Below are 25,493 nucleotides of genomic sequence, written 5' to 3'. Positions count from 1 at the left end.
CGGGATATTTTTTACTTCAGTGAGCCTTTAAGGAATTGTTGCAGGCGCGGACTTTTTGGATTGTTAAACAGTTCGTCTGGCGCTCCCTGTTCTTCAATTTTGCCCTGATGCAGAAAGATGACGTGACTGGACACGTGGCGGGCAAACTCCATTTCATGCGTGACCACCACCATGGTTTTGCCCTCTTCTGCCAGCTTCTGCATGATGCGCAGCACTTCGCCCACTAATTCAGGATCGAGCGCCGAGGTCGGTTCATCAAACAGCAGCACTTCCGGCTCCATTGCCGGGGCGCGTGCAATTGACACACGCTGCTGCTGCCCCCGAGAGAGATGCACCGGATATTTTATCCGCGCACGTTCATCAATTCCGACTTTATCGAGGTATTTAATCGCACGTTCACGCGCTTCCGCTTTGCTCAAACCGAGTACCTGAATCGGTGCCTCCATGACATTTTCCAGCACCGTCATGTGACTCCACAAGTTGAAGTGCTGAAATACCATGGTTAAGCGAGTGCGCAACGTGCGCAGCTGCTCTTTATTTGCGACCTTAAGCTGACCGTCGGTGTCGCGTACCAGGCCAATCTGCTCGTTGTTTACATTAATCGTGCCTTCGCTTGGCTTTTCCAGGAAGTTAATACAGCGCAGGAAGGTACTCTTTCCTGAACCTGACGAGCCGATAATGCTGATGACATCCCCGGCATCGGCCTGTAACGACACCCCTTTCAGCACTTCATGTTCACCGTAACGTTTATGCAATTCGGTGACGCTTAATTTATTTTCAGCCATAGTCTTACTCAATGCGATGAAGAGGGTTTCACGTGCGCTAGCCAGCGGCGCTCCGCCAGGCGGAACAGGCTAATCAACACGTAAGAGATAATGAGATAAAGCACGGCGGCGATGCCAAATGCGGTAAACGGCTGGTACGTTGCCGAATTAATATCACGCGCAATTTTTAGCAGATCCGGGACCGTGGCGGTAAACGCCAGCGCCGTCGAGTGCAGCATTAAAATCACTTCGTTGCTGTACACGGGCAAAGCCGTGCGCAGCGCAGAAGGCAGAATAATGCAGCGATAAAGTTTGAAGGTTGAGAAACCATAAGCGCGGGCCGCCTCAATTTCACCGTGTGGCACAGCACGTATCGCACCGGCGAAAATCTCCGTGGTATACGCACAGGTATTTAACGTAAACGCCAGCAGCGTACAGTTGAGACCGCTACGGAAGAAGGCGTTAAGCAGTTCAGTGCCTTTCACAATCTCCAGCGTGTACATGCCGGAATAAAACACCAGCATTTGCACATAAAGTGGCGTGCCACGGAAGACATAGGTGAACAGCCACACCGGCAGGCTGATCCAGCGATTGGGTGACACGCGGGCAATGGCTAACAGCACGGCCATGCAGCCCCCTGCTACCACGGAAAAAATCAGCAGCCAAAGGGTGATCGCAACGCCGGTAAAGCGATAGCCATCGGTCCAGAGCAGCGATTTCCAGTATTCCTGAATAATATCAATCATAACTCTGCCCTTTTCACACCCACTGAGTAGCGGCGGTTCAGCCACCACAACACGCCATTCGACAGCGTGGTAAACACCAGATAAATCACACCCGCGACGATCGCGAAGTAGAAAGGTTGCCAGGTACTTTTACCGGCCAGTTGCGTTGCTTTCACCACATCTTCCAGGCCCAGCAACGACACCAGTGCCGTGGCTTTCAGTACCACCTGCCAGTTGTTTCCAATGCCAGGCAGTGCATAACGCATCATCGCCGGAAATAAAACGCGGCGAAAAACCTGCGAACCGGTAAAGCCAAAGGCGGTTGCCGCTTCAATTTGCCCTTTTGGTACGGCGAGGAATGCACCACGGAAGGTTTCGGTAAAGTAGGCTCCGTAAATGAAGCCAAGCGTAATAATACCGGCCACCATCGGGTCGATATCGAACTGGGCAACGCCAAGCGCATCAGTGACCTGGTTTAAGGCAATTTGCAGACCGTAGAAGATCAGCAACATGAGAACAAGATCGGGAACGCCACGGATCAGCGTGGTATAGCCTTCAAAAATTACGGCTAAAAGTCGACTGCGCGACAGCTTAGCACCCGCGCCAATCAAGCCGAGGATAACCGCCAGCAGCACTGAACTGAGCGCCAGCTCAAGCGTCACCAGTGTGCCTTTAAGAATTACATCAGAATAGCCATACAACATGGAAAGGTCCTGTCGTGGGGTTAAACAAAGTGCTGCCTGCTCACATCAGCTCGCAGCTATACCTAAATAATTCGCGTTGCAGGAAGGCAGCAAGTTCGCTCCTCCCCGCAAGCTTACTCAAGTAAGTGACCGGGGGAGCGAGCGCAGCCAACGCACCTGCAGCGCGAAGTATGACGGGTATAAAGGACAGGTTTAGTTAGTCACCATATACATTAAAATCAAAATACTTCTTCGCCAGCTTGTCGTAAGTCCCGTCTTTGCGCATCTCATCAAAGGCTTTGTCGATAGCGGTTTTCAGTTCAGTATCCCCTTTACGCAGGCCCATACCGGTGCCGACGCCAAAGATTTGGTCATCTTTCACGGCCGGACCGGCAAAGGCGTAGTTCTTACCGACAGCCTGCTTCAGAAAGCCTTCACTTGCCTGAATTTCGTCCTGGAACGCAGCATCAATACGGCCCGCATTCAGGTCCTGATAAACCAAATCCTGGTTAGCATACGGCGTGACGGTTACGCCTTTTGGTCGCCAGTATTGATTGGCATAGGTTTCCTGGGTTGTACCCTGCAACAGACCAATATTTTTGCCTTTCAGAGAGTCGACAGTTGGCTCAATTTTTGCGCCTTTCGGTGCCACTAAGCGTGCATTGGCAGCGTAGAGTTTTTCAGAAAAGGCGATCTCTTCCTGACGTTTTGCTGTGATTGAAAGTGATGAAATGATGGCATCAATTTTCTTGGCTTTAAGAGAAGGAATGAGCGCATCGAAGTCGCTTTCAACGTAGGTGCATTTAGTGTTAATGCGTTTGCAAATTTCATTGGCCAGATCGATATCAAAGCCCACTAACTGCCCTTGCGCGTTTTTTGACTCAAACGGTGGGTAAGTTGGATCAGTTCCGATGCGGATAGAGCCAGGAGCGCAGCGAAGACGCTGGCGGCGCTGGACAAGCCCAACATCAGAGAAAGAGCCAGAACACGCTTTTTCATAGATTACCCTCAAGTAAGTGCTTTTTGTTATGTGCTACGTGATGTGTTTGCGCAGGTTAATTTGCATGTTTCATGCCAGTTCTGCAAGTTATCAGCATACTTAGCGTGACGCTGAACAGGCGAAAATGCGCTGTTTGTGAGGGAATATATCAGCGATGTCACCGAGAAAAAGCGATGTTGTTAACTTTTGGTGCATTAAATGCACGAAGAGTGATCCCTGGCGCGCGGATGCACCATAAAAGTGCAATCTATGCACCTTGCCAGCGCGTAAACAAATCTTCCGGTAATTCGATATCAAACTGGTCAATAACGCGATTTACGGTTTGATCAACCAGCTCTTCAATGTTTTGTGGACGATGATAGAAGGCAGGAACCGGTGGCATGATAATGGCCCCAAGCTCAGCAGCAGTAGTCATCATGCGTAAATGGCCCAGATGTAGCGGTGTTTCACGTACACAAAGCACCAGCTTGCGCTGCTCTTTCAATACCACATCGGCGGCACGTGTTAATAAAGAATCGCTGTAGCTGTGCACAATACCCGACAGGGTTTTCATTGAGCACGGCAGAATGGCCATGCCGAGAGTTTTAAAGGAGCCAGAGGAAATCGTTGCCGCAATATCGCGCACATCGTGCACCACATCCGCTAATGCCTGCACATTCCGTAAGCTGTAATCGGTTTCCAGCCCCAGCGTCTGACGCGCCGCCTGGCTCATCACCAGGTGTGTTTCCACCTCTTCCACCTGCTGTAAAACCTGCAGCATGCGCACGCCGTAGATCACGCCGCTGGCACCAGAAATGCCAATGATGAGTCGTTTCATAATTCAGCCTTGCTGTCTCAAAGTGGGCCATCATAACGCGGCTGCATAAAATAGAAAAAGGCGAGATTGCTCTCGCCTTTTTTCACTGCCGGTACGGTTTACTGGCTTAACACAAAGTCTCAGCCTTCGTTGTGCAGTTCGAGGTTCTCGACCTCATTTTGACGCGCAATCGCTTTTGCGTCGTCATTACGCAAGGATTCGAGATATTCCAGATAACGCTGGTCAACATCTTTGGTGACGTAAACCCCGTTAAATACCGAGCATTCAAACTGGGTAATGTCTGGGTTCTCTTCACGTACTGCTTCGATAAGATCGTTCAGGTCCTGGAAAATCAGTGCATCGGCTTTGATCAGCTGACAAATTTCATCCACTTCACGACCGTGAGCAATCAGTTCAGTTGCGCTTGGCATATCAATGCCGTACACATTCGGGAAACGGATTTCTGGTGCCGCTGATGCCAGGTAAACACGTTTTGCACCCGCTTCACGCGCCATCTCAATGATTTGCTCTGAGGTGGTGCCACGCACAATAGAGTCATCAACCAGCAGGACGTTTTTATCACGAAACTCAGCGCGGTTAGCGTTCAGTTTGCGGCGCACTGCGCTGCGACGTAACTGCTGACCCGGCATGATAAAGGTACGGCCCACATAACGGTTTTTCACAAAACCCTGGCGATACGGTTTATCCAGAATACGGGCAATTTCCAGCGCGATATCAGTTGAAGTTTCTGGAATCGGGATAACAACATCAATATCCAGATCTTCCCACTCGCGGGCAATTTTTTCGCCCAGTTTGGTGCCCATACGCACACGTGCACTGTAGACAGAAATTTTATCGAGGAAAGAGTCCGGACGTGCAAAATAGACGTATTCGAACAGGCACGGATTGCTTTTCGGGTTTTCGGCACACTGGCGGGTAGAAAGCTGGCCCTGCTCAGTAATATAAACCGCTTCACCCGGTGCAACGTCACGGATAAATTCAAAGCCCAGCGTATCCAGCGCCACGCTTTCAGAGGCCACCATGTATTCGGTGCGGCCATCAGCGATAACTCGCTTGCCCAGCACCAGCGGGCGAATACCGTTCGGATCGCGAAACGCAACCATGCCGTGACCGATAATCATCGACACAACCGCATACGCACCACGCACCTGCTGATGTACTGCGGCCACGGCGGCAAAGATATTGTCAGCTTCCAGCGGATAGTGCTGAAAACGATCCAGCTCCTGCGCGAAAATATTCAGCAGAATCTCAGAGTCTGAAGTGGTGTTAACATGGCGACGGCCTTTTTCGAACAGCTTTTTACGCAGTTCGTGCGCGTTGGTCAGGTTACCGTTGTGCGCCAGAGTAATACCGTACGGCGAGTTTACATAGAAGGGCTGCGCTTCAGAGGCGCTGGAGCTGCCCGCCGTTGGATAACGTGCGTGACCGATGCCCATATTGCCCTGCAAACGCTGCATGTGGCGTGCTTCGAAAACGTCGCTGACCAGGCCATTTGCCTTACGCAGGCGGAAGCAATTCAGCGCATCAATAGTACAAATGCCTGCGGCATCCTGCCCGCGGTGCTGAAGCACCGTTAACGCGTCATAGATCGACTGGTTTACCGGCATGAAACCGGTGATACCGACAATACCGCACATGTTGTCATTTCCTCATTAAGCCGCACTCCCGGTAGCGTCACCGGGGTAAAAAACTCGACGTGCTTTTCAGGTAATCAAAAAACCACCTGATTATATAACTGAACTGGGGAATGAGTTGAGACTGTTGCCAGTCCGGACTTTTCGAAAATCCTGTGAATGTATCAAGGAAAAAGAGCATAGCAGCTACAATCAGCACACCACGCAACGCCCCGAAACAGACTCCCAATACCCGGTCGGTTCCCGACAAGCCAGTTTTTTCCACCAGCGAGCCGATAACGTAGTTCACAATCGCTCCCACAATCAGGGTAGCCACGAACAGCACCCCGATAGCGATACCGTTACGAACCAGTTCGTCGTCAAAACCTGTAAACCAGACTGCAAGGTAGGCGTAGTAATGACTGGCGACAAAAAACGCACATCCCCAGGTAACAAGAGATAAGGCTTCCCGAACAAACCCACGGATCAGGCTGACCAGAGCCGAAAAACCAACTACCGCAATAATGACGTAATCAATCCAGATCATGAACTCTTCCAGCGCCAGCGCATTTGCACCCCTGCATCCAGTTCGGGGCGCATTCTAACAGAAAAAGAAAACGTTTGCGTAGCGGTTTTCTTTTTCTGTTTCCATAAAAAGGGCGATGAAAAAATCCCTTCCTCGCCCATGGGATTATCAAAAATTTAACGTCTTGAAAACTAACTTACTTATGCTTTTTTAATCCTTTAACCGGGCATCTCCAGATTAAAAAGAGGCTGCCTGTTATTGCTATCGGCAACATCAATTGATCTTTTAGCGGGTGCTGTACGGTTTAACCACACCACCTAAACCGGAAAGGCTTTTTAGCTCAGAAACAGAGCTTTGCAGCTTCGCTTTTGACGCGTCAGGGCCAACATAGATGCGGGTAATTTGTCCCTGCACTGGCGTAGACGGTACGGTAAAAGCGCGATAGCCCGATAAACGCAACTGCGCGACGATCTCATTGACCTTGCTGGCGTTCTTCAGGGCACCAAGTTGCACCACATAAGCCTGACCAGCTGGTGCGGACTCTGCTGCTTTTGGCTGTTCCGCCGGTTTAGGCTGTTCAACTGGCTTCGGTTGCTCAACCGGCTTAGGCTGCGGTTTTGGCCTGGGTTGCTCAACCGGTTTCGGCTTAGGCTGACTCACCGGCGGCACAGGCGCAGGCTGATGAACTGGCGGCGGCGTGACGACACTGGGTTCGCTGTTATCCGCGGGTTTGTTACTGCCATGCTCAGCCACGCTGTTCGCTTTACCGCTGCTGTTATCCACTGCCGCGCCGGCACCTTCAGGTGGCTGAGCGGGCAGAGACTGGGTCACCGGCGGCACCATTTCACTGTCCTGCTGATCGTCTGGTTTAGGCACTAGCGGAATAGCGGCGAACTCTTCTTTATAATGCTTCTTTTTGCCATCCAGCAGCCCTGGCAGCACAATCACGCCAACGGCGACCAGAATAATGGTTCCGACTAAACGGTTTTGAAACTTACTCGCCACGCTCTTTCTCCGTTTCCATCGATTCCATGACCTGCGCAACGGTGTGGAAGGAGCCACACACCAGTACGATGTCCTGCGGCTGTGCCTGCTGGCGCGCCTGCTGCCATGCGCTGTCAACATCGGCAAAAGCCTGCGCCTGCGGCAAATGCATCATTAACTGTTCAGCGGTTGCACCGCGCGGCCCTTCCAGCGGCGCGCAGTACCAGTAATCAACCTCTGGTGCTAATGCCGCCAGGGTGCCCGCAATATCTTTATCATGCAGCATGCCTACCACGGCATGAACCGCACCCTGCGCGGGTAAAGTCGCAAGACGCGACGCCAGATAGGCTGCCGCATGTGGATTGTGTGCCACATCCAAAATCACGCGCGGTGATTCGCTTACGGTCTGAAAACGCCCCGGTAAAACCGCCAGCGGCAGGTTGGCACGAATCTGCGCTTCACTGACCGTTAATCCCGACGCACGCAGCGCAACCAGCGCAGTGGCAGCATTCGGCAAAGGCACCTGTGGCAGCGGCAGATCGCTAAGATCGCCCTGCACATCGCGCAGCGACCAGCTTTCGGCTTGTTGACGATATGACCAGTCCCGGCCGCGCTGTAGCAGTTGCGCGCCCTTCTCGTTTGCTACTGCAGCAATACTGTCTGGCATATCAGGTTCGCCAACTATCGCCGGTTTGCCTGCGCGAAACACGCCTGCTTTTTCGCGGCCAATGCTTTCACGATCCGGGCCCAGCCAGTCGGTGTGATCCAGCGCGATGCTGGTAATGACCGCCACATCAGCATCAACGATATTGGTGGCATCCAGACGACCGCCGAGGCCGACTTCCAGAATCACCACATCAAGTTGTGATTGCCGGAACAGGTTCAGGGCCGATAACGTGCCGAATTCAAAATAGGTTAGCGAGATATCACCGCGTCCAGCTTCGATTTCTGCAAAGCTGGCAGTGTGCAGGGCTTCACTCAGCTCCTGACCCTGAACGCGCACGCGCTCGGTATACCGCACCAGATGCGGGGAGCTGTAAACGCCCACGCGATAACCGGCTGCTATCAGCAAGGTTTCCAGGGTGCGGCAGGTTGTGCCTTTGCCATTGGTGCCCGCGACGGTGAAAACGAAAGGCGCAGGCTTCAGCAGATCCAGACGTCGCGCCACCTGGCGAATACGATCCAGTCCCAGTTCTATGGCCTGAGTATGAAGGTGCTCAAGATAATAAAGCCACGTGGCCAAAGGCGACGTGGCTTGAGGAAGGTGAAGAGTGTCCATATGTCCCGTTTTGCAAATTTATACCCGGTCTGTGAAGGGTATACGGTGCATTGGTAAAAGGCGCGACCGGCGCGCCTTTCTATCTCCTGTCAGGCCTCGTTGCTCTCCGGCTCAGTCGTTGGTGCAGACTGGTCACCATCATGCAGCGGTGCCGGCAGGTTCGTCATTTTTGCCAGCAGGCTCGCCAGTTTATAGCGCATTTCCGGGCGACGGATGATCATGTCAATCGCACCCTTTTCAATCAAAAACTCACTGCGCTGAAAGCCCGGTGGCAATTTTTCACGCACGGTTTGCTCGATAACACGCGGCCCGGCGAAACCGATCAGTGCTTTTGGTTCCGCGACGTTCAAATCGCCCAGCATCGCAAAGCTGGCAGAGACGCCACCCATGGTTGGGTCAGTCAGCACAGAGATATAAGGCAGACCGCGTTCCTGCATTTTTGCTAATGCTGCGCTGGTTTTTGCCATCTGCATCAGCGACATCAGAGCTTCCTGCATACGCGCGCCGCCACTGGCGGAGAAGCAAATCAGCGGGCAGTTCTCTTCCAGAGCCTGCTCAACCGCGCGGACAAAACGCGCACCCACGACAGAACCCATCGAACCGCCCATAAAGGCAAATTCAAAAGCTGCAGCCACAACGGGCATACCGTGAAGTTGGCCTTTCATTACGATCAGCGCATCTTTCTCATCGGTTGCTTTTTGTGCCGCAACCAGACGATCTTTATACTTCTTCGAGTCGCGGAACTTCAGCAGATCTTTCGGTTCCAGCTCGCTGCCCAGCTCTACCAGTGTACCCTGATCGAGAAAACTCGCGAGGCGCTCACGGGCATGCATACGCATGTGGTGGTCGCACTTCGGGCAGACTTCAAGATTACGCTCCAGCTCGGCACGGTAAAGTACCTGGCCACAACTGTCGCACTTCGTCCAGACCCCTTCAGGGATGTTGGCGCGGCGCGCAGGCGTAATATTGCTTTTATTAAGAATGCGTTCAATCCAGCTCATTGATGACCTTTCTGTTAAAACTGACCTGGTCCAGTCGTCTTGATGCTGCTGATTTAGCCTCAGCAGACGGGAAATGTCGCTCATTAAACCACAACCCGTTCAGACTGTGGATAAAAATCTGGTCTTACCCCTGAGCGACGTGACCGTTTACGGCTGTCAGTGCTGTTTAGCCTGACGGCGATGACGCCAGATTTCAATCACACCCGGCAAAATTGAGACCACGATAATGCCGACAATCAGCAGTTTGAGGTTTTCCTGCACCACAGGCAAGTCACCAAACAGGTAACCCGCATAGGAGAACAGCAGCACCCATGCTAATGCGCCGGTAACGTTGAACAGCGCAAAATGACGATAGGACATGTGCCCCATTCCGGCAACAAAGGGGGCGAACGTGCGCACAATTGGCACGAAACGCGCAAGAATAATGGTTTTTCCGCCGTGACGAGCGTAAAACGCATGCGTTTTATCGAGATAGCTACGGCGAAAAATTTTGGAGTTCGGGTTACTGAACAGACGCTCGCCAAACAGACGACCAATAGTGTAGTTGACGGCATCGCCCAGAATCGCCGCAATCACCAGCAGCGTGACCATCAGATGAACGTTGAGATCGTTACCTGGCAATGCCGCCAGCGCACCCGCAACGAACAGCAGTGAATCACCCGGTAAAAATGGCGTGACCACTAACCCCGTTTCGCAGAACAGGATCAGGAACAAAATGGCGTAAATCCAGATACCGTACTGCGCCACCAGCTCGGCTAAATGCACATCAATGTGCAAAATAAAATCGACCAAAAAATGGATAAACTCCATAACGCTCCCTTATCCGTCATGCTTTAAGTGAATTAATCCGCGAGGAACAAGGGTCCCATCGACGGCTGTGGTAACGCAAAGTGGGATGGATAATCCACCGCCACCAGATACAGCCCTTCAGCTTTCGCCGTTGCCGCTGCCAGCGTGCGATCTTTCGCAGCCAGTAAGGTTGCCATCCACGTTTCGGGCTGATTGCCGCAACCAATTTCCATCAGGCTACCCACAATATTGCGCACCATATGATGTACAAAGGCGTTAGCCTTGATATCAACAATCACATATGGCCCCTGGCGCGTCACATTCACATGCATGACGTTACGCCATGGCGTTCGTGACTGGCACTGCACGGCACGGAACGACGTGAAGTCGTTTTCGCCTAACAAACACTGAGCTGCGCGCTGCATTTTTTCCGCATCCAGGGGATGATAAAAATGCGTCACGCCGCTGCCTAAAATCGCCGGGCGCAGGCGCTGGTTGTAAATCACATAGCGATAGCGTCGTGCCGTGGCGCTAAAGCGCGCATGGAATTCATCGGGCACGGCTTTAACCCAGCGCACAGCAATATCAGCGGGCAAATTGGCATTTACACCCAGTGTCCAGGCACCGTCAGCGCGGCGTGAGGTGGTTTCAAAATGCACCACCTGTCCGGTACCGTGTACGCCTGCATCGGTACGTCCGGCACAAAAGACACTCACCGGATGATCCGCGACTTTTGACAGCGCCCGCTCCAGCTTTTCCTGTACGCTGCGCACTTCCTGCTGACGCTGCCAGCCGTAATAGCGGCTGCCGTCATACTCAATGCCGAGCGCCAGTTTCTGCATCTGACTATCGGACATTAATAGAAGTACTCCTGAACCAGTTTTTCAGCTGTTTTCACTGCCATCAGCGCGCCACCGAAGCGGACGTTATCGGCTACAGACCAGAATTGCAGCAATTCCGGCATACCGTAGTCATTACGCACGCCACCAATACTCAGCTCGCCATGACCAGAGGCATCCGTCACGGGCGTCGGGACATCACTCTCTTCGCTCAGGTTAATATCCGCGGTCAGGGCCAGTTCTGCACGCGCCTCTTCTGCCGACAGCGGACGCAAATTCTCAACGTGAACAATTTGCGCATTACCGTAAAACACAGGTGCCTGCACGCTGGTGACCGCGATGGGCAAACCGTCGTCCTGTAGCACTTTACGCACCTGATCAACCAGGCGACGCTCGCTCTCAACGCTGCCTTCCGCATCAGCCTGCTGTGGCAGCAGGTTAAACGCCAGCTGGCGGCCATAGAAATGCTCATCCGCAGGCACGCCGTTGAGTAAACGTGCGCTCTCACCCGCCAGCGCATCAACTGCGCGTTTGCCGTGATTAGAGACGGCAATCAGGTTGGTGACCTGTAAACGCCCTAAACCTGCCGCATCGGTGAGAGGTTTGAGTGCAGTGAGCAGTTGACTGACCAGGCTGTCAGCCACGCTGATGATATTGCGATTACGGTAATCTGCCAGTACATGTGCGTTAACGTCCGGCACCACCAGCGGTACATCCGGCGACAGAGCAAACAGTTCGCTGCTGTCGATCACCAGACAACCTGAATTAGCGGCTTCTTCAGCATAACGGGCCGATGCGTCACGTCCGGCAACAAAAAATGCCAGCTGCGCGTGTGACCAGTCAAACTCCGCTGCGTTTTGTACCTGAACGGAACGTCCCTCATAACGCTTGGTTTCACCGGCGCTGTTTTCACTCGCCAGCAAATACAACTCACCAACCGGGAACTGGCGTTCAGCCAGCAGCTCCAGTACAGCGTTCCCTACTGCGCCTGTCGCGCCAAGTAGCGCAATATTCCAGCCGTCAGACATGTTGGTTTACTCCAGACAATGACATAAAAACAGAAGGCGGTGATGTCACCGCCCAGGAATTCAGATTTATTCCCCCTTTATACCCCACGCCGCAGAGGCGTTTGCTGCGTGTGTTCACCGCCGGTCACTTACTGAAGTAAGCGCCTGGAGATTCACACGCTTGCCGCCCTGCTGCAACGCGGATTATTTTGGGGAAAATATTGCGTTAAAACCAAGTTGATTCAGCAAATCAGCCGTTGCGCGCTCATCACAAACCACCTGTAATGAGGACCATTCGCGTCGCTCTTCATACTGCTTACGCAGGCGATCAAATTCACCGGGAATGGCAGCCACTTTTCGCAAGGGGGCATCATCGCGGCGCACATCATACACCAGATGCGCCAGTCGTTTCAGTGTTGGCTGATCGAGTGGGCCATGCAGGGTAATGTGGCTAAATTCCGGTGTAGGTAGCAGCTCACTTAGCGGCACCTGCTGCGGCTGTCCGATAAAGGCACTCCAGGCTTCAAACACCTGCGTTGTGCCGCGCGCCTTGCCTTCCAGCGTGTAGCCCGCAATGTGCGCAGTCGCGATATCAACGCTGTCGAGCAGTTCCAGCGACAGCTCCGGTTCTGGCTCCCAGACATCCAGCACTACGCTGAGATCTGAACGCATTTTCAACACTTCCAGCAGCGCGGCATTATCAACCACCGGGCCGCGACAGGCGTTAATTAAAATGGTGTTGGGCTTCAGCGCCATTAACAGCGCCGCGTCAGCCAGATGCCAGCTTTTATAGGGGCCATCTTTAAACAGTGGCGTATGGAAGGTGAGAATATCCGCTTGTTTAACCAACTCTTCCAGCGAATGAAAATCCTCTTCGTCCCCGCGATCGGCACGTGGCGGATCGCATAACAACGTTTTCACGCCCCAGGCTTCAAGGCGCTTTTGCAAGCGGCCACCCACATTGCCAACGCCCACAATGCCCACGGTACGATCGCGAAGTTCGAAGCTATCGCGCTCCGCCAGTAAAAGCAGAGCAGAAAATACGTATTCCACTACGGCGATGGCGTTACAGCCCGGCGCGGCAGAAAAAGCAATGCCCGCCTGTTGCAGCCAGGCTTCGTCAATATGATCGGTACCCGCCGTTGCGGTGCCGACAAATTTAACCGGCTTACCGGCTAATAACGCTTCGTTTACCTGGGTTACTGACCGCACCATCAGGCCATCAGTATCAGCCAGTTCGGCTTCCGGTAACGGACGTCCCGGCACCGCCAGTACATCGCCGGTACGGCTGAACAGTTCACGGGCATAGGGCATATTTTCATCGACGAGAATCTTCACCACGGCTTTCCTGTCTGTTGCTTTTGAGGCGGTTATTTTGGCACAAAGCCATGCGTTAGCCTAACCGTGCACGATATCCATCGAGGCGATGCCTTGCGCTGGTGTCGTTCACCGGTTAGCGACGGTTCAGGGAAGATAAGTGACATGAAAAAGTTATCGAAGAATAAAACCTGACAGGCGTACACTGCGCGCATATTACTGTCTGGAGAACACTTATGGTTTTTTATTTTCCGCTGGTTGCCGTGTTGATCTGGTCGATCAACTCAATTGTCAGCAAATTATCAGCAGGGGCCATTGATCCAGCGGCGATCTCTTTTTATCGCTGGCTGCTGGCGTTGCTGGTGCTGACACCATTTGTGCTGCCCGGCGTATGGCGCCAACGTCAACAAATCACGCCGCATCTGTGGCGCTTACTGCTTCTCGGCCTGCTGGGAATGGTGCTTTATCAAAGCCTGGCCTATTACGCCGCACACAGCGTAAGCGCCCTGTTTATGGGGATTATTGGCGCGTTAATTCCGCTGCTTACCGTGTTGCTGAGCGTCCTGATCCTGCGCCTCGCGCCTACTGTCGGCATCCTGCTGGGCAGCATTATCTCTTTCGCCGGGCTGGTGTGGCTGGTCAGTGAGGGAGATCTGCCGCAGTTGCTGAGTCACGGCCTCGGCAAAGGTGAGCTGATGATGTTTGCCGCTTCCGTTTCTTATGCGCTGTATGGCGTGCTGACGAAACGCTGGTCGATTCCATTGCCCACCTGGCGCAGCCTGTATGTGCAGATTTTATTTGGCGTGCTGCTGTTGCTGCCCGGCTTTCTGTCTGCGCCCGACGTCTCGCTAAACCTGCACAATCTGCCGCTAGTGGCCTTTGCTGGCTTGTTTGCCTCCATTATTGCGCCCTTTTTGTGGATCCAGGGCGTACAGCGTTTGGGAGCCAGCACTACCAGCATTTTCATGAATCTGACGCCCCTCTTTACCGCAGTTATCGCGGTGCTGTTCCTGCATGAACATCTGCACAGTTATCACTGGATTGGCGGGGGCCTGACCCTGGCTGGCGTCATCCTGGCGCAGCGATTAAAAACACCACTGACAAGCCGCAAACCGGTTAGCGTTGATCGGGTTTGAAATTGATCGTTACCCGTAGTCCGCCGAGCAGCGGGCTGCGATCCAGCGTCATCGTCGCACTGTGCCAGACGCAGATATCCTGCACTAATGCCAGACCAATTCCCGCGCCAGGCTGCAAACTACCGTGATCGAGTCGGGAAAAAGGCTGTAACGCTTTTTCCTGATCCCTGTCTGAAATGCCTGGCCCGCTGTCTTCTATCTCAACGATCCCCGCCTGTAACCGGGCCGTCACGGTTCCGTTTACAGGCGTATATTTAATGGCGTTATCCAGCAAATTAGCGCATAGCTCGCCGAGCAATACGCCATCGCCATAAACGTCTCCCTTTTCATCACCCTCGTAACCGAGATCGATATGTTTGTTTCTTGCTGCCGTATAGCTGCTGAAGCAGGCATCGCGCAAAATAGCCGCCAAATCGACGCGCGCCAGCGGCTCTTCTTCACCGTGTCGCGCTTTGATACGCGCTAACTGCAATAAGCGATCCGTCAGTAAAATCGTGTCATCTAACGTGTGACGCATACCCAGCAGGCTCTCCTGCCACTGTTCAGGACGGGGCTGCTCAGCGCCACGCCTACCTGCGTTTTCAGGATCGCCAGCGGCGTGCGCAGCTGATGCGCCGCATCCGCACTGAAGCGATCTTGTCGCGCCAGCAATCCGCGCAGTCGCTCAAGATAACGATTAAAAGCAATAATAAGCGGCTGCAGTTCAGACCAGGGCAGCGAAGGAAGCGGTGTTAATTCACTGCCGTCTCGTTTTAGCACAATGCGGGATAAACGGCGCAGCGGCCGCAGAACGCGACGCAGCATCAACCCTGCCAGCAGCAGCGTGATTAACACCAGAAAGCTTTGACTGAGCAGCGCCGTGCGCAGTAACCCTTCGGCAAAGGCCTGACGTGAATTGAGGGTTTCCGCGACCAGCACCAGCGCCATGCCGTTCACTCCCGCCTCACTCACTGGCTGCCACAGCGCGGCGACGCGAATACGTTGCTGGTGGTAGCGGGCATCATAAAAATGCACCAGCGCGGGATAAATATCAGAAAGCTGGCTGGCGGGCGGAATGGGCGGCAGATCATCATAGCCGGAAAGTGTTTTACCTTCTGGCGAAAGCACCTGATAAAAAAGCTGGTCGTTCATGTTGCGCTCAAAGCTGTCGAGCACCACCCACGGCACATCAACTTCAAGCTGCTGATGACGCACGACCAGCCGCTCGGCAACGGTACGCGCCGACGCCAGCAGCGAGCGATCGTAAGCCTGATTGGCGGCATGGAGTGCGCTTTGATAATGGGTATAAACCGATAATCCCCACAGCAACATCAGCGGGATGCCAAGCCAGACCAGCAGTTCGCCGCGTAACGAGTGGATAAACCTCACGCGAGCGTTTCCAGGCTATAGCCGAGGCCGCGCAGCGTCACAATGGCCACATCGCTTCCCGCCAGTTTTTTGCGTACCCGATGAATATAAAGTTCGATGCTTTCCGGGCTGGCATCGTCGGTAAGAGTAAAGGTTTGTTCATACAAATGCTGACGCGAAACCGGCCGGCCGCGTCGTTGCATCAACGTCGTCAGGATGCTGGATTCGCGAGGCGTCAACGCCAGCGGTTTCTCAGCCAGTAAGAAATAGCCTTCACTGTCGAGCACCAGTTGCCCCAGCGCCTGGCTTTGCGACGACTGACTCTGGCTGCGCCGCAGCAGCGCACGTAAACGCGCTTCCAGCTCATCCAGTTCAAACGGTTTGGTAAGGTAATCATCCGCGCCCTGATTAAGACCGCGCACCCGATCGTCGAGGGCACTTCGCGCGGTAAGTAATAATACCGGCACATTTTGCCCCCGCCGCCGCAGTCGCGACAGCACTTCCAGGCCATCCATCCGTGGCAGTGAGACATCTAATACCACCAGCGCATATTCCTCGCTCTGCAACATATGGTCCGCCGCTACACCATCAGCGACCCAGTCTACTGCAAATCCTTTTTGCGTCAGCGCCTTCTGTAACCAGCGCGCCAGTTCAACCGTATCTTCAACCAGTAAGAGACGCATATCACATCCTGTCATTTTTTCCGGGCAGTGAAAGGTAAATGAAAGGTTACTGTTTTAACAATTCAACAACGCCGAATATTCGGTGGCAATCACACTCTGGAAGAAAGAATGGAGCGAAAGATGAAAATTATAACCGCCCTGGCCTCTACCCTACTGGCCTTTTCAGTTTCAACGGCAATGGCAGCAGACGCCCCTTCACGTACCGAATGTATCGCACCGGCTAAACCGGGCGGCGGCTTTGACCTGACCTGTAAGCTGCTACAGGTTTCACTACAGGAAACCAAACAGATTGAATCGCCAATGCGCGTGACTTACATGCCTGGCGGCGTGGGTGCGGTAGCCTATAACGCAGTCATCGCCCAACGCCCAGCCGAAGCGGGCACGGTAGTGGCGTTTTCCGGCGGTTCACTGCTCAATTTGTCGCAGGGTAAGTTTGGTCGCTACTCCGTAGATGACGTGAAGTGGCTGGCTGCGGTCGGTACCGATTACGGCATGGTTGCGGTACGTGCCGATGCGCCGTGGAAAAACCTTAGCGAACTCATGGAAGCGATGAAGAAAGATCCGACCAAAGTGGTGGTGGGTGCAGGCGCGTCGATTGGCAGTCAGGACTGGATGAAAACCGCCCTGTTAGCGCGTGAAGCAGGCATCGATCCGCGCAAGATGCGCTACGTGGCCTTTGAAGGCGGTGGTGAACCGGTTACCGCGCTGCTCGGCAATCATATTCAGGTTGTTTCCGGTGACATGAGTGAAATGGTGCCGCATCTGCAGGCCGGTAAGTTGCGCGTGCTGGCGGTGATGTCAGATAAGCGTTTGCCTGGTCAGCTGGCAGATGTCCCGACGGCGAAAGAGCAAGGTTTTAACGTCGAATGGCCGATTATCCGCGGTTTTTACCTTGGCCCGAAGGTCAGCGATGCTGATTACAAATGGTGGGAAGAGGCTTTTAAAAAGATGGTCAACACGTCTGAGTTTCAGAAACAGCGCGATATGCGTGGTCTGTTTGAGTTCAACATGTTTGGTGCAGAACTCGACAGCTACGTGAAAAAACAGGTTGCTGATTACCGTGAACAGGCAAAATCTTTCGGCCTCGCAAAATAACCGGAGCAGAACATGAGCGATCGTATTTTTGCTGTCATCTGGCTGGCACTCTGCCTTGGCGGCATGGTGGTAGCCTGGCAAATCCAGAGCGAATACAGCTATGAGCCGGTTGGCCCGCGCCCGTTTCCCATGGCAATTCTTGGCCTGATGGCAATTTGCGCCTTGCTGATGCTGTTTCGCAAACCTGATCCCATTCACTGGCCAACTAACGGCACGCTGAAGCGTTTAGTTGCGCTGGCGGCCATGATGATGCTGTACGGCTGGCTGTTTGAAACGCTCGGCTTCGCCGTCTGTACCACGCTGTTGACCTTTGGCATTGGCCTGTTATTTGGCGCTCGCTGGTGGGCTGCGGCAATATCCGGCGTAGTAATGGGCCTGACGCTGTTTTACGCCTTTGATCGTCTGCTGGAAGTCACCCTTCCGGTTGGCAGCTGGCTGAGTTGAGGAGAGAATCATGGATACCTGGTCTTTTTTGATGCAGGGTTTTGCCGTCGCCATGACGCCAGAAAACCTGATGATCGCCCTGATCGGCTGCTTTATCGGCACCATTGTCGGGCTGTTGCCCGGGTTGGGGCCGATCAATGGCGTGGCGATTTTAATGCCGCTGGCGTTTGCATTGCATCTGCCTGCAGAATCGGCGCTGATCCTGCTGGCAACCGTCTATATCGGCTGTGAATACGGAGGGCGTATTTCGTCAATACTGCTTAACGTGCCGGGCGATGCGGGGGCGATCATGACCGCGCTGGATGGTTACCCGATGGCGAAACAGGGCAAAGCGGGCATTGCGCTGTCGATTTCTGCTGTCAGTTCGTTTATCGGTTCAACTATCGCCATTATCGGCATTATTCTGTTTGCCCCAATGCTGGCCAACTGGTCACTGGCGTTTGGCCCGGCGGAATATTTCGCGCTGATGGTGTTCGCCATTGCCTGTCTCGGCAGCATGATGAGCCACAATCCACTGAAATCCTTCCTCGCCGCGCTGATTGGTCTGGGCATGGCAACAGTGGGTGTTGACGCGAATACCGGCGTTTACCGCTTTACCTTTGACAGCGTCCACCTTTCCGACGGCATTCAGTTTGTGGTGGTGGTTATTGGTCTGTTCTCGGTCAGTGAAATTCTGTTAATGCTGGAATCCACCAGCACCGGTCAGAAAGCGGTGCGTGCCAGTGGTCGCATGTTGTTCAACATGAAAGAGGCATCAATGGCGACGGGTGCCACATTGCGCTCAGCCTTTATTGGCTTCTTTGTTGGTGTGCTGCCGGGCGCAGGGGCGACTATCGCCAGTGCCATTGCTTATATGACCGAGAAAAAAATCAGCGGCAGCGATCAGTTTGGTAAAGGTGATATTCGCGGCGTGGCTGCGCCTGAAGCGGCTAATAACGCTTCGGCCTGCGGATCCTTTATTCCCATGCTGACGTTAGGTATTCCGGGTTCCGGCACCACGGCGGTGATGGTAGGGGCATTAACGCTGTATAACATCACGCCTGGGCCAGCGATGTTTGTTGAACAACCCGATATTGTCTGGGGCCTGATCGCTGCGCTGTTGATTGGTAATGTGATGTTGTTGATCATGAATATTCCCATGATCAACGTATTTGCCCGTATGCTGACGATTCCGCTGTGGTTCCTGGTTCCAACGATTGCCGCGATTTCTGCCGTTGGCGTCTATGCGGTGCACAGCACCACCTTTGACCTGTTGCTGATGGTTGGGTTAGGTATCTTTGGCTATATCCTGCGTAAGATGGATTTCCCGATGTCGCCGCTGATCCTTGGCTTTGTTCTTGGGGAAATGCTGGAGCAGAATCTGCGACGTGCGCTGTCGATCAGTAACGGCAACCTGCCGATTCTGTGGGAAAGCCTGATTTGTAAAGTGTTGCTGATACTGGCGATTGCGGTATTAGTGGTTCCGCCTTTATGGAAACGCTGGCGGCGTAAACGCATGAAGCTGGTCGCGCAGTAATTCACACTGAAATAAAAAGCCCCCGTGGGATTTCCCGGGGGCTTTTGTTATCATAGCGCCTTCTGTTCCCGGCGCACCCCACGCTGTTCTGTTTTCCCAAGGATTCCGCCATGCAACCTGTTAGCGGCCCCGGTGTGCCGGTCGGCGATCGTTCATCTGTCAATCCGCAAACGGGCGCGTCTCGTCCGGGTTCAGCTCCCGGTGAGCAGCCGCTCTCCCCTGCCCAGCGCACCACGATGGAACGACTGATTGTTCGCATTCTGTCACTCAGTAATCTCAAAGCGCCTGAGTTGTGGGCAGGCGTGCGGCATGAAGTGAATGTGAAGAGCGATGCGGAACTGCAGTCGCGCCACTTTCCTGCCGCCGAACGCTATCTCAATACCCGTTTGACCCAGGCGCAAAATGGTCACGCGACGCGCCAGTTGATGACGCAGCTCACTGAACTTTTGCCAAAGGGTAATAACCGCCAGGCGGTGAGTGATTTTATCCGCCAGCAGTTTGGGCAAACGGTACTGAGCGCGCTGAGCCAGGATCAGCTGCGTCAGGTATTGACCATGTTGCAAAATGGCCAAATGGCGATTCCACAGCCGCAACAAACACGCGTCAGCGATCGCTCCTTGCTGCCAGCCGAACATCAGACGTTAAATCAGCAGGTGATTCGTCTGGCGGCGGCGACAGGCGAACCGAGTGGGAAACTGTGGGCGGCGGCGCTCAAACTGGTGAATCTCACCAGCGGCGATCCGATTCCGTCGCGCCATTATCCCCTGCTGACGCAATATCTTCAGGTACGCCAGACCCTGAGCCAGCACAGCGCCCCGACGTTGCAATTGCTGGAGGCGTCGTTAAAACAGCCGCTGGCACAGGATGAACAGCGCGTGCTGGAAGATTACAGCCAGCAACGTTTTCAGGCTGCGCCGCAGACGGTGCTGACCGCAGCGCAAACCCAGGATTTGCTCAATTTTCTGTTTTCACGTCGTGCGGAGAAGATGCATGAGCAGCCGCTGGCGGCCAGTGAAATCATACCTCAGCCGATATGGGCACCGTTTGCCACCTCGCCGCTACTGCAACCCCTGACGCAGCGCCCGGTACTTGGTGCGCTCCTCGCCTTGCTGGCTGTCGCTTTCCTGCTGTGGCTGTTCCTGTAAATTAACCGCCACAAGACGCGGCTGCGGCCGCGCCTGACGCATCGCCTCATCACACCGGATGTCTCTCCCGCTGTCAGAAATCTCACCCGCCAATCCGTTCTTTGACCTGAAAACCAAGCGTTGCCCGCTTCCAGGCCGCTTTTGTTGCACCGTTACTCCATACCACGCAGTAGATCACCCTTGTTCTGCTGTGGTGCCACTTTTCGTTCATGTGCGATGCGGAAAACTGAGCGCGCAGCGCCTGAATGGTACTAAAAACTAACGCGAATCATTAACTCCAATAAAAATAATAAATTGGAGTTTTAGTTTCATTGCGTGATCAATCTCTCTTTCTTCTTCGCTGCTGTTTCTCATAATGCCTGGCACCAGACTTATTACACGCCAAAAATTATCTTTCAGGAGAGAATAATGATGAAGGGACTGAACGCCAGCGGTGCGCTTGACCGCCTGGCCTGTTGGGCGGGAAAGCTTGCTGCTCAACGCCATTTAGCGGCGATACGTGAAAGCTTTATTTTTCTGATGCCGTTAATCATTGCCGCGTCTTTCTTTGTTTTGATCAATAACGTCGTACTCAATGAAAAAGCGGGCCTGCTGGGGCTGCTTGGTATCACCGGGGAGTGGATAGTTCCCGCCAAAGAAGTGGGCATACGTATCTACAACGGCACGCTGAACGTATTAACGCTGCTTGCCACCGTGATGATTGCCTGGCGTCTGGCACCTGCACGTGAAGAAACGGGCTGTATTCATGCGGTTTTTGCCCTGGCCTGCCTGATTATCTTTTTCCTTTGACCCATACCTTTAACGTTGCCGAAGAAACGGTAACGGTTTCCGGCATGATCGCTTCATCAGAAACTGCCGCCAACGGCCTGTTTGTCGGCATTTTTGTCGCGCTGCTCAGTAGCGAGCTGCTGACCCTGGCCCAACGCAGCCGCTACCTGGTGATCCGCATGCCTGACAGTGTCCCCCCGCTGTCGCCAGTTCGTTTAATGTCATTCTGCCCATGCTTACGCTGTTAACGCTGTTTGGGATCCTGGCGGTGCTGATCGAAACCTGCTTTGGCAGCAGTTTGCATCAGCTGGTGAACCAGCTGCTTCAGGCGCCGCTGCAACATGCCCTGCAAAGCCTGCATGGCATTTTAGGTTTGCTGTTCAGTATGAATATCCTGTGGTTTTTCGGTATTCATGGCGTGTCAGTTATGATGCCGATCACCGAGCCGACGCTGTTAGTCGCGATTCAGGAGAATGCAGCGGCGCTCCAGCAGGGCACGATACCGCCACATATCGTTACCAAGCCCTTTATCGACGCGTTCGGTTTTATGGGGGGCGGCGGTCAAACCATTGGTTTAGTTATCGCCATGCTGATCGCATCACGCCGCGAAGATCATCGCGCCATCACGCGCCTTTCTGGCGCACCGTCACTGTTTAACATCAATGAACCGATGATTTTCGGCATTCCGATTATTTTCAACCCGTTACTGCTGGTGCCTTTTATCCTGGTGCCAATGATTAGCGTGGGCATCGCCTGGTTTGCGACCGCGATGGAAATGATTGATAAAACCACCGTCTTGATCCCGTGGACCACGCCTCCGGTTATTTCAGCCTTCCTCGCCACCGGTGGCGACTGGCGTGCGGCCCTGCTGGCACTGCTGCTGTTGCTGCTGTCAGTGGTGATCTATTTGCCTTTTGTGCTGGCGCTCAACCGTCAAAAAACACCGGTGTAGGAGGCACACCCGATGAAAATAGTCTGCTTACCCCTGGATGCACGCCCGTATAACTATGATTTTCTGGCGTCGCTGGCAGCAATGGATAGCCGGTTAAACCTGATCATGCCGCCACGCGAGCTGCTCGGCTTTCGCAAAACGCCAGCCTGCTTTGACACGCTGACTCAGTTTATTGAGTCAAACATCGCCGATGCCGATGCGCTTATCCTGTCACTGGATATGCTGATTTATGGCGGCCTGATGCCAGCGCGCACGCATCACTTAACGCAGCACACGCTTCTGGCACGCCTTGACTGGCTGCGTGAGTTACAGCAGCGTTATCCTGATGTTGAGCTTTCCGCCTCTTCGCTGATTCTTCGCACACCAGCTTATGATTCTGCTGAAGAGGAGCCTGACTACTATGCGCACTGTGGTCGTGCGCTCTGGCAATATGGCATCTATTGCGATCGCGACGCACAGGGATTGCTTTCCGACGAAGAGAAAACGGCGCGCGATCGGCTGTATGCTGCGCTTGATAAAACGGCACTGGGCGATTTCGAACAGCGTCGCCAGTGCAACGCAACACTGTTGCTGGCAGCACTCGATCTGGTCCACGCTGGCGTACTGGCGCGGCTGATCGTGCCACAAGATGACGCCTCCCGCTTTGGCTATACCGCTATTGACCAGCAGCAGATTTATAAACGTATTGCAGATTTACGTTTACAGGATCGCGTCTGGCTTCATCCCGGCACCGATGAATCGGGCTGTACGTTACTGACCCGCGCCTGGCTGTCACGCCAGCCCGCACCGCTTAAGCTTGCTCCAGTCTGGTCAAATCAACGCTTCCGCGCCTTCGTGCCTAACTATGAAGATCGTCCTTTTGAGGAGAGTTTGCTGTCACACAGTCGCGCCTGCGGCATTGTACTCTGTGATGATCCTGCACAGGCCGATGCGTTACTGGCAATCAACGGCTGCGGTGAAGTGATGCAAGAAGCCTGGCAAGCGGGCAGCCGAAACGCGCAAACCCATAAGGCGCTTCCCTACTTTCGCAGCCGCAGTCTGGTCGCCTTTTGCGATGCGCTGCAACCCTGGATCACAACAAAGCCGGTCGGCATCGCGGATGTTGCTTTCAGTAACGGCGGTGAACGAGAACTGATTGAAGTGCTGGATCAGCATCGTCTGTTAGACAAACTCAGCGCCTATGCCGGCTGGAACACCGCCTGTAATTCACTGGGTACTGTGCTTGCCAGCCTTGCCTTCGCCAGCCGGGGCAATCGTCCTGAACGGGTACACAATTTTATGCTGGAGCGCATAGTGGCGGACTGGGCTTATCAGACTGAAGTGCGCTTTACCCTTCAGGACACGTTATTACCAAAGCTGGGTGCCCGCTACGCTGACTTTAACGGGCATGAAGATCGCATTCTCTCTGAGATCGCTGCAGCTATACAGCAGCGTTGGCAACAAACAATTCAACACAGCTTTCAGGGCCAGTCTTTAGTAATCAATCAGATACGCGCACCGTTTAAGCGGATGAGCGGTCTGGCTTTTACCGTCTCTTTACAGCAAGAAAAGGAATAACAGATGAAAAAGATTTTACTGGTTTGTGCCGCAGGGATGTCGACCTCCATGCTGGTGAATAAGATGCGTCAGGCAGCGGCACAACAGGAGATTGCCGCGACGATTGAGGCCGTCGGCATCGACAAACTGAATGAAAAGCTCGCGGAATATGACTGTGTATTGCTTGGCCCACAGATTCGCTTTCGACTGGAAGAGAGCCAGGCATTAGCCACGGCGCAGGGAAAGCGGGCTGACGTTATCGCCATAAAGATTACGGCACCATGAACGGCGCGGGCGTCCTGGCGCAGGCATTACAACTCATCGGTTAAGGTAAAAACATGGAATATGCAGATCTTGAAGAAGAAATTATGGCGCTGATTATTGCTGCTGGCGAGGGCAAAAGTGCCGCTTTTATGGCTTTAGCTGCGGCAAAAAAGGCGATGGTGCGCAGGCGCTGACGCTGCTGGATCAGGCGAATCAGCATCTTCACGATGCACATGAAGTCCAGACGCGCCTGATTGGGCTGGATGAAGGCTGCGGCAAACTGCCGGTTACGCTGGTCATGGTCCATGCTCAGGATCATTTAATGACGGCAATGCTGGCACGCGATCTGATTAGCGAGATGGTGGCGCTCTACTCCTTTCCCCGTCACGCTGCCTGAGGAAAATGTATGCCGGTTAGCGCCTTAATCAAAATGCACCATAATCAGCTCACCCAGACTGAAAAGCGGCTGGCTGATTTTATTCTGCAAAACCAACAGCAAACTGTAATGAGCAACATTGCGAGTCTGGCCAGTGCTACGCAGTTAGGAGAAGCCACCATTGTGCGGTTTTGCCGTAAGCTGGGTTTTTCCGGCTTTGCAGAGCTAAAAAGGCAACTCACGGCGGAACAGTTACAGTCTCTGCAACCTCTTACGCCGCCGCCGCACAATCCCACAGAAAAGTATTCCCTGCTGGATGTTGCACGTCGGCTTCATCAACTTAATCAGGCCTCGCTGGATGAAACCCTGGCACTTCAGAACAATGAAGGCCTTGAGCAAGCGGCAACGCTGCTGCTGAACGCCAGTCAGGTTAGCGTTTATGGCATCGGTATGTCAGGCATCAGTGCGCGCGAAGCGAAGTATCGCTTTATGCGTATCGGTATGCGCATTGATGCCCACACCGATAACCATACGCTGCTGCTCAACTCTTCTTTAGTGAATCAGCAGGATTTAGTCATTGCGATTAGCCATTCAGGCGATACGCGTGATGTGGTTAAGGCGTTGCAAAATGCCAAACAAAACGGTGCCTGCACGCTGGCGATTACGCGCTATTTGCACTCTCCGCTAACGGCATTCGCTGATGTGACGCTGCTCACTGGCGGCAGTCAAAACCGTTATGAAAGTGACGCCTCCATGATCAAGTCATCCCAAACCTATTTAATTGATCTGCTGTTTAACATGACGCTGTTTATTAATCAGGGACGATCACTGGATAATTTCCTGGAGGTAATGAAACAGATAGAAAAAGAGAATTAAATAAAAGATGA

The 25,493-nt window shown here is 53.5% G+C and carries 25 protein-coding genes and 3 pseudogenes; 12 read left to right on the top strand and 16 right to left on the bottom strand.

Annotation, left to right across the window (positions count from 1 at the left end; all coding sequences use genetic code 11):
* Positions 1–11 precede the first annotated feature (11 nt).
* The 14 genes and pseudogenes from hisP to pdxB all read right to left on the bottom strand — a co-directional run bounded on the left by hisP (position 12) and on the right by pdxB (position 13,365).
* The gene (gene hisP / locus O3W44_RS18225) at positions 12–785 is read right to left on the bottom strand and encodes a histidine ABC transporter ATP-binding protein HisP (protein ID WP_269294154.1); all 774 of its coding nucleotides are present in this window, start codon (positions 783–785) and stop codon (positions 12–14) included.
* Positions 786–793: 8 nt separating this feature from the next.
* Positions 794–1,510: an ABC transporter permease gene (locus O3W44_RS18220; protein ID WP_269294153.1), complete on the bottom strand. Its 717-nt coding sequence runs from the start codon at positions 1,508–1,510 to the stop codon at positions 794–796.
* Positions 1,507–2,193, bottom strand: a complete 687-nt coding sequence (locus tag O3W44_RS18215) for a histidine ABC transporter permease HisQ (RefSeq protein ID WP_269294152.1) — start codon at positions 2,191–2,193, stop codon at positions 1,507–1,509. The genes O3W44_RS18220 and O3W44_RS18215 overlap by 4 nt, the downstream gene beginning before the upstream one ends.
* 196 nt (positions 2,194–2,389) lie before the next feature.
* Positions 2,390–3,171, bottom strand: a pseudogene (gene argT, locus O3W44_RS18210) (lysine/arginine/ornithine ABC transporter substrate-binding protein ArgT).
* 248 nt (positions 3,172–3,419) lie between these two features.
* A complete protein-coding gene (locus tag O3W44_RS18205) occupies positions 3,420–3,989 on the bottom strand; it encodes a UbiX family flavin prenyltransferase (protein WP_269294151.1) in 570 nt (189 codons plus the stop codon).
* A gap of 119 nt (positions 3,990–4,108) precedes the next feature.
* The gene (gene purF, locus O3W44_RS18200; protein WP_269294150.1) at positions 4,109–5,626 is read right to left on the bottom strand and encodes an amidophosphoribosyltransferase; all 1,518 of its coding nucleotides are present in this window, start codon (positions 5,624–5,626) and stop codon (positions 4,109–4,111) included.
* Positions 5,627–5,663: 37 nt separating this feature from the next.
* On the bottom strand, positions 5,664–6,149 hold the full coding sequence (gene cvpA, locus O3W44_RS18195) for a colicin V production protein (protein ID WP_269294149.1): 486 nt from the start codon (positions 6,147–6,149) through the stop codon (positions 5,664–5,666).
* Positions 6,150–6,413: 264 nt separating this feature from the next.
* Positions 6,414–7,133 (bottom strand): cell division protein DedD, encoded by a 720-nt coding sequence (gene dedD, locus O3W44_RS18190; protein WP_269294148.1) that lies wholly within the window; start codon positions 7,131–7,133, stop codon positions 6,414–6,416.
* Positions 7,123–8,391, bottom strand: coding sequence for a bifunctional tetrahydrofolate synthase/dihydrofolate synthase (folC, locus tag O3W44_RS18185; protein ID WP_269294147.1), 1,269 nt, complete (start codon positions 8,389–8,391; stop codon positions 7,123–7,125). Before folC ends, dedD begins: the two co-directional genes overlap by 11 nt.
* A gap of 89 nt (positions 8,392–8,480) precedes the next feature.
* A complete protein-coding gene (gene accD / locus O3W44_RS18180) occupies positions 8,481–9,392 on the bottom strand; it encodes an acetyl-CoA carboxylase, carboxyltransferase subunit beta (RefSeq protein WP_269294146.1) in 912 nt (303 codons plus the stop codon).
* A 156-nt stretch (positions 9,393–9,548) separates the two neighbouring features.
* Complete coding sequence (locus O3W44_RS18175; protein ID WP_269294145.1) at positions 9,549–10,202, bottom strand: DedA family protein; 654 nt, start codon at positions 10,200–10,202, stop codon at positions 9,549–9,551.
* A gap of 32 nt (positions 10,203–10,234) precedes the next feature.
* On the bottom strand, positions 10,235–11,038 hold the full coding sequence (gene truA, locus O3W44_RS18170; RefSeq protein ID WP_269294144.1) for a tRNA pseudouridine(38-40) synthase TruA: 804 nt from the start codon (positions 11,036–11,038) through the stop codon (positions 10,235–10,237).
* Complete coding sequence (locus tag O3W44_RS18165; protein WP_269294143.1) at positions 11,038–12,048, bottom strand: aspartate-semialdehyde dehydrogenase; 1,011 nt, start codon at positions 12,046–12,048, stop codon at positions 11,038–11,040. Before O3W44_RS18165 ends, truA begins: the two co-directional genes overlap by 1 nt.
* Positions 12,049–12,231: 183 nt before the next feature.
* Positions 12,232–13,365, bottom strand: a complete 1,134-nt coding sequence (gene pdxB, locus O3W44_RS18160; RefSeq protein WP_269294141.1) for a 4-phosphoerythronate dehydrogenase PdxB — start codon at positions 13,363–13,365, stop codon at positions 12,232–12,234.
* Between the two features lie 215 nt (positions 13,366–13,580).
* Here pdxB and O3W44_RS18155 point away from each other — a divergent pair, with 215 nt between their 5' ends.
* The gene (locus O3W44_RS18155; RefSeq protein ID WP_269294140.1) at positions 13,581–14,480 is read left to right on the top strand and encodes a DMT family transporter; all 900 of its coding nucleotides are present in this window, start codon (positions 13,581–13,583) and stop codon (positions 14,478–14,480) included.
* Here O3W44_RS18155 and O3W44_RS18150 read toward each other — a convergent pair.
* Positions 14,461–15,848: pseudogene (locus tag O3W44_RS18150) on the bottom strand (sensor histidine kinase). The gene O3W44_RS18155 and the pseudogene O3W44_RS18150 sit on opposite strands and share 20 nt — an antisense overlap.
* Positions 15,845–16,510, bottom strand: coding sequence for a transcriptional regulator TctD (gene tctD, locus O3W44_RS18145; RefSeq protein ID WP_269294139.1), 666 nt, complete (start codon positions 16,508–16,510; stop codon positions 15,845–15,847). The pseudogene O3W44_RS18150 and the gene tctD overlap by 4 nt, the downstream one beginning before the upstream one ends.
* A 108-nt stretch (positions 16,511–16,618) precedes the next feature.
* Between tctD and O3W44_RS18140 the strand changes: the two genes are divergently transcribed.
* The 11 genes and pseudogenes from O3W44_RS18140 (at position 16,619) to O3W44_RS18090 (ending at position 25,482) form a co-directional block, all read left to right on the top strand.
* Positions 16,619–17,605, top strand: a complete 987-nt coding sequence (locus O3W44_RS18140; protein ID WP_269294138.1) for a Bug family tripartite tricarboxylate transporter substrate binding protein — start codon at positions 16,619–16,621, stop codon at positions 17,603–17,605.
* A 12-nt stretch (positions 17,606–17,617) separates the two neighbouring features.
* A complete protein-coding gene (locus O3W44_RS18135; RefSeq protein WP_269294137.1) occupies positions 17,618–18,049 on the top strand; it encodes a tripartite tricarboxylate transporter TctB family protein in 432 nt (143 codons plus the stop codon).
* 10 nt (positions 18,050–18,059) lie between these two features.
* Positions 18,060–19,565 carry a tripartite tricarboxylate transporter permease gene (locus tag O3W44_RS18130; protein ID WP_269294136.1) on the top strand — a complete coding sequence of 502 codons (1,506 nt, stop codon included), beginning with the start codon at positions 18,060–18,062 and terminating at the stop codon, positions 19,563–19,565.
* A 110-nt stretch (positions 19,566–19,675) separates the two neighbouring features.
* Positions 19,676–20,710 (top strand): flagella biosynthesis regulator Flk, encoded by a 1,035-nt coding sequence (gene flk / locus O3W44_RS18125; protein ID WP_269294135.1) that lies wholly within the window; start codon positions 19,676–19,678, stop codon positions 20,708–20,710.
* A 408-nt stretch (positions 20,711–21,118) separates the two neighbouring features.
* Positions 21,119–21,499, top strand: coding sequence for a hypothetical protein (locus O3W44_RS18120; RefSeq protein WP_269294134.1), 381 nt, complete (start codon positions 21,119–21,121; stop codon positions 21,497–21,499).
* The gene (locus tag O3W44_RS18115; RefSeq protein ID WP_269294133.1) at positions 21,496–21,726 is read left to right on the top strand and encodes a hypothetical protein; all 231 of its coding nucleotides are present in this window, start codon (positions 21,496–21,498) and stop codon (positions 21,724–21,726) included. The genes O3W44_RS18120 and O3W44_RS18115 overlap by 4 nt, the downstream gene beginning before the upstream one ends.
* Positions 21,711–22,430, top strand: coding sequence for a PTS sugar transporter subunit IIC (locus tag O3W44_RS18110; RefSeq protein ID WP_269294132.1), 720 nt, complete (start codon positions 21,711–21,713; stop codon positions 22,428–22,430). The genes O3W44_RS18115 and O3W44_RS18110 overlap by 16 nt, the downstream gene beginning before the upstream one ends.
* Before the next feature lie 12 nt (positions 22,431–22,442).
* Positions 22,443–23,987, top strand: a complete 1,545-nt coding sequence (locus O3W44_RS18105; RefSeq protein WP_269294130.1) for a DUF4127 family protein — start codon at positions 22,443–22,445, stop codon at positions 23,985–23,987.
* A gap of 3 nt (positions 23,988–23,990) precedes the next feature.
* Positions 23,991–24,295: pseudogene (locus tag O3W44_RS18100) on the top strand (PTS sugar transporter subunit IIB).
* A 125-nt stretch (positions 24,296–24,420) separates the two neighbouring features.
* Positions 24,421–24,627: a PTS lactose/cellobiose transporter subunit IIA gene (locus O3W44_RS24690; RefSeq protein WP_331283440.1), complete on the top strand. Its 207-nt coding sequence runs from the start codon at positions 24,421–24,423 to the stop codon at positions 24,625–24,627.
* Positions 24,628–24,636: 9 nt separating this feature from the next.
* On the top strand, positions 24,637–25,482 hold the full coding sequence (locus tag O3W44_RS18090; RefSeq protein WP_269294128.1) for a MurR/RpiR family transcriptional regulator: 846 nt from the start codon (positions 24,637–24,639) through the stop codon (positions 25,480–25,482).
* Positions 25,483–25,493: the final 11 nt, after the last annotated feature.

This window comes from Pantoea sp. LMR881 (genome assembly GCF_027157825.1).
Lineage (GTDB): Bacteria > Pseudomonadota > Gammaproteobacteria > Enterobacterales > Enterobacteriaceae > Pantoea > Pantoea haifensis.
This window is presented reverse-complemented; position numbering and strand designations above follow the sequence as displayed.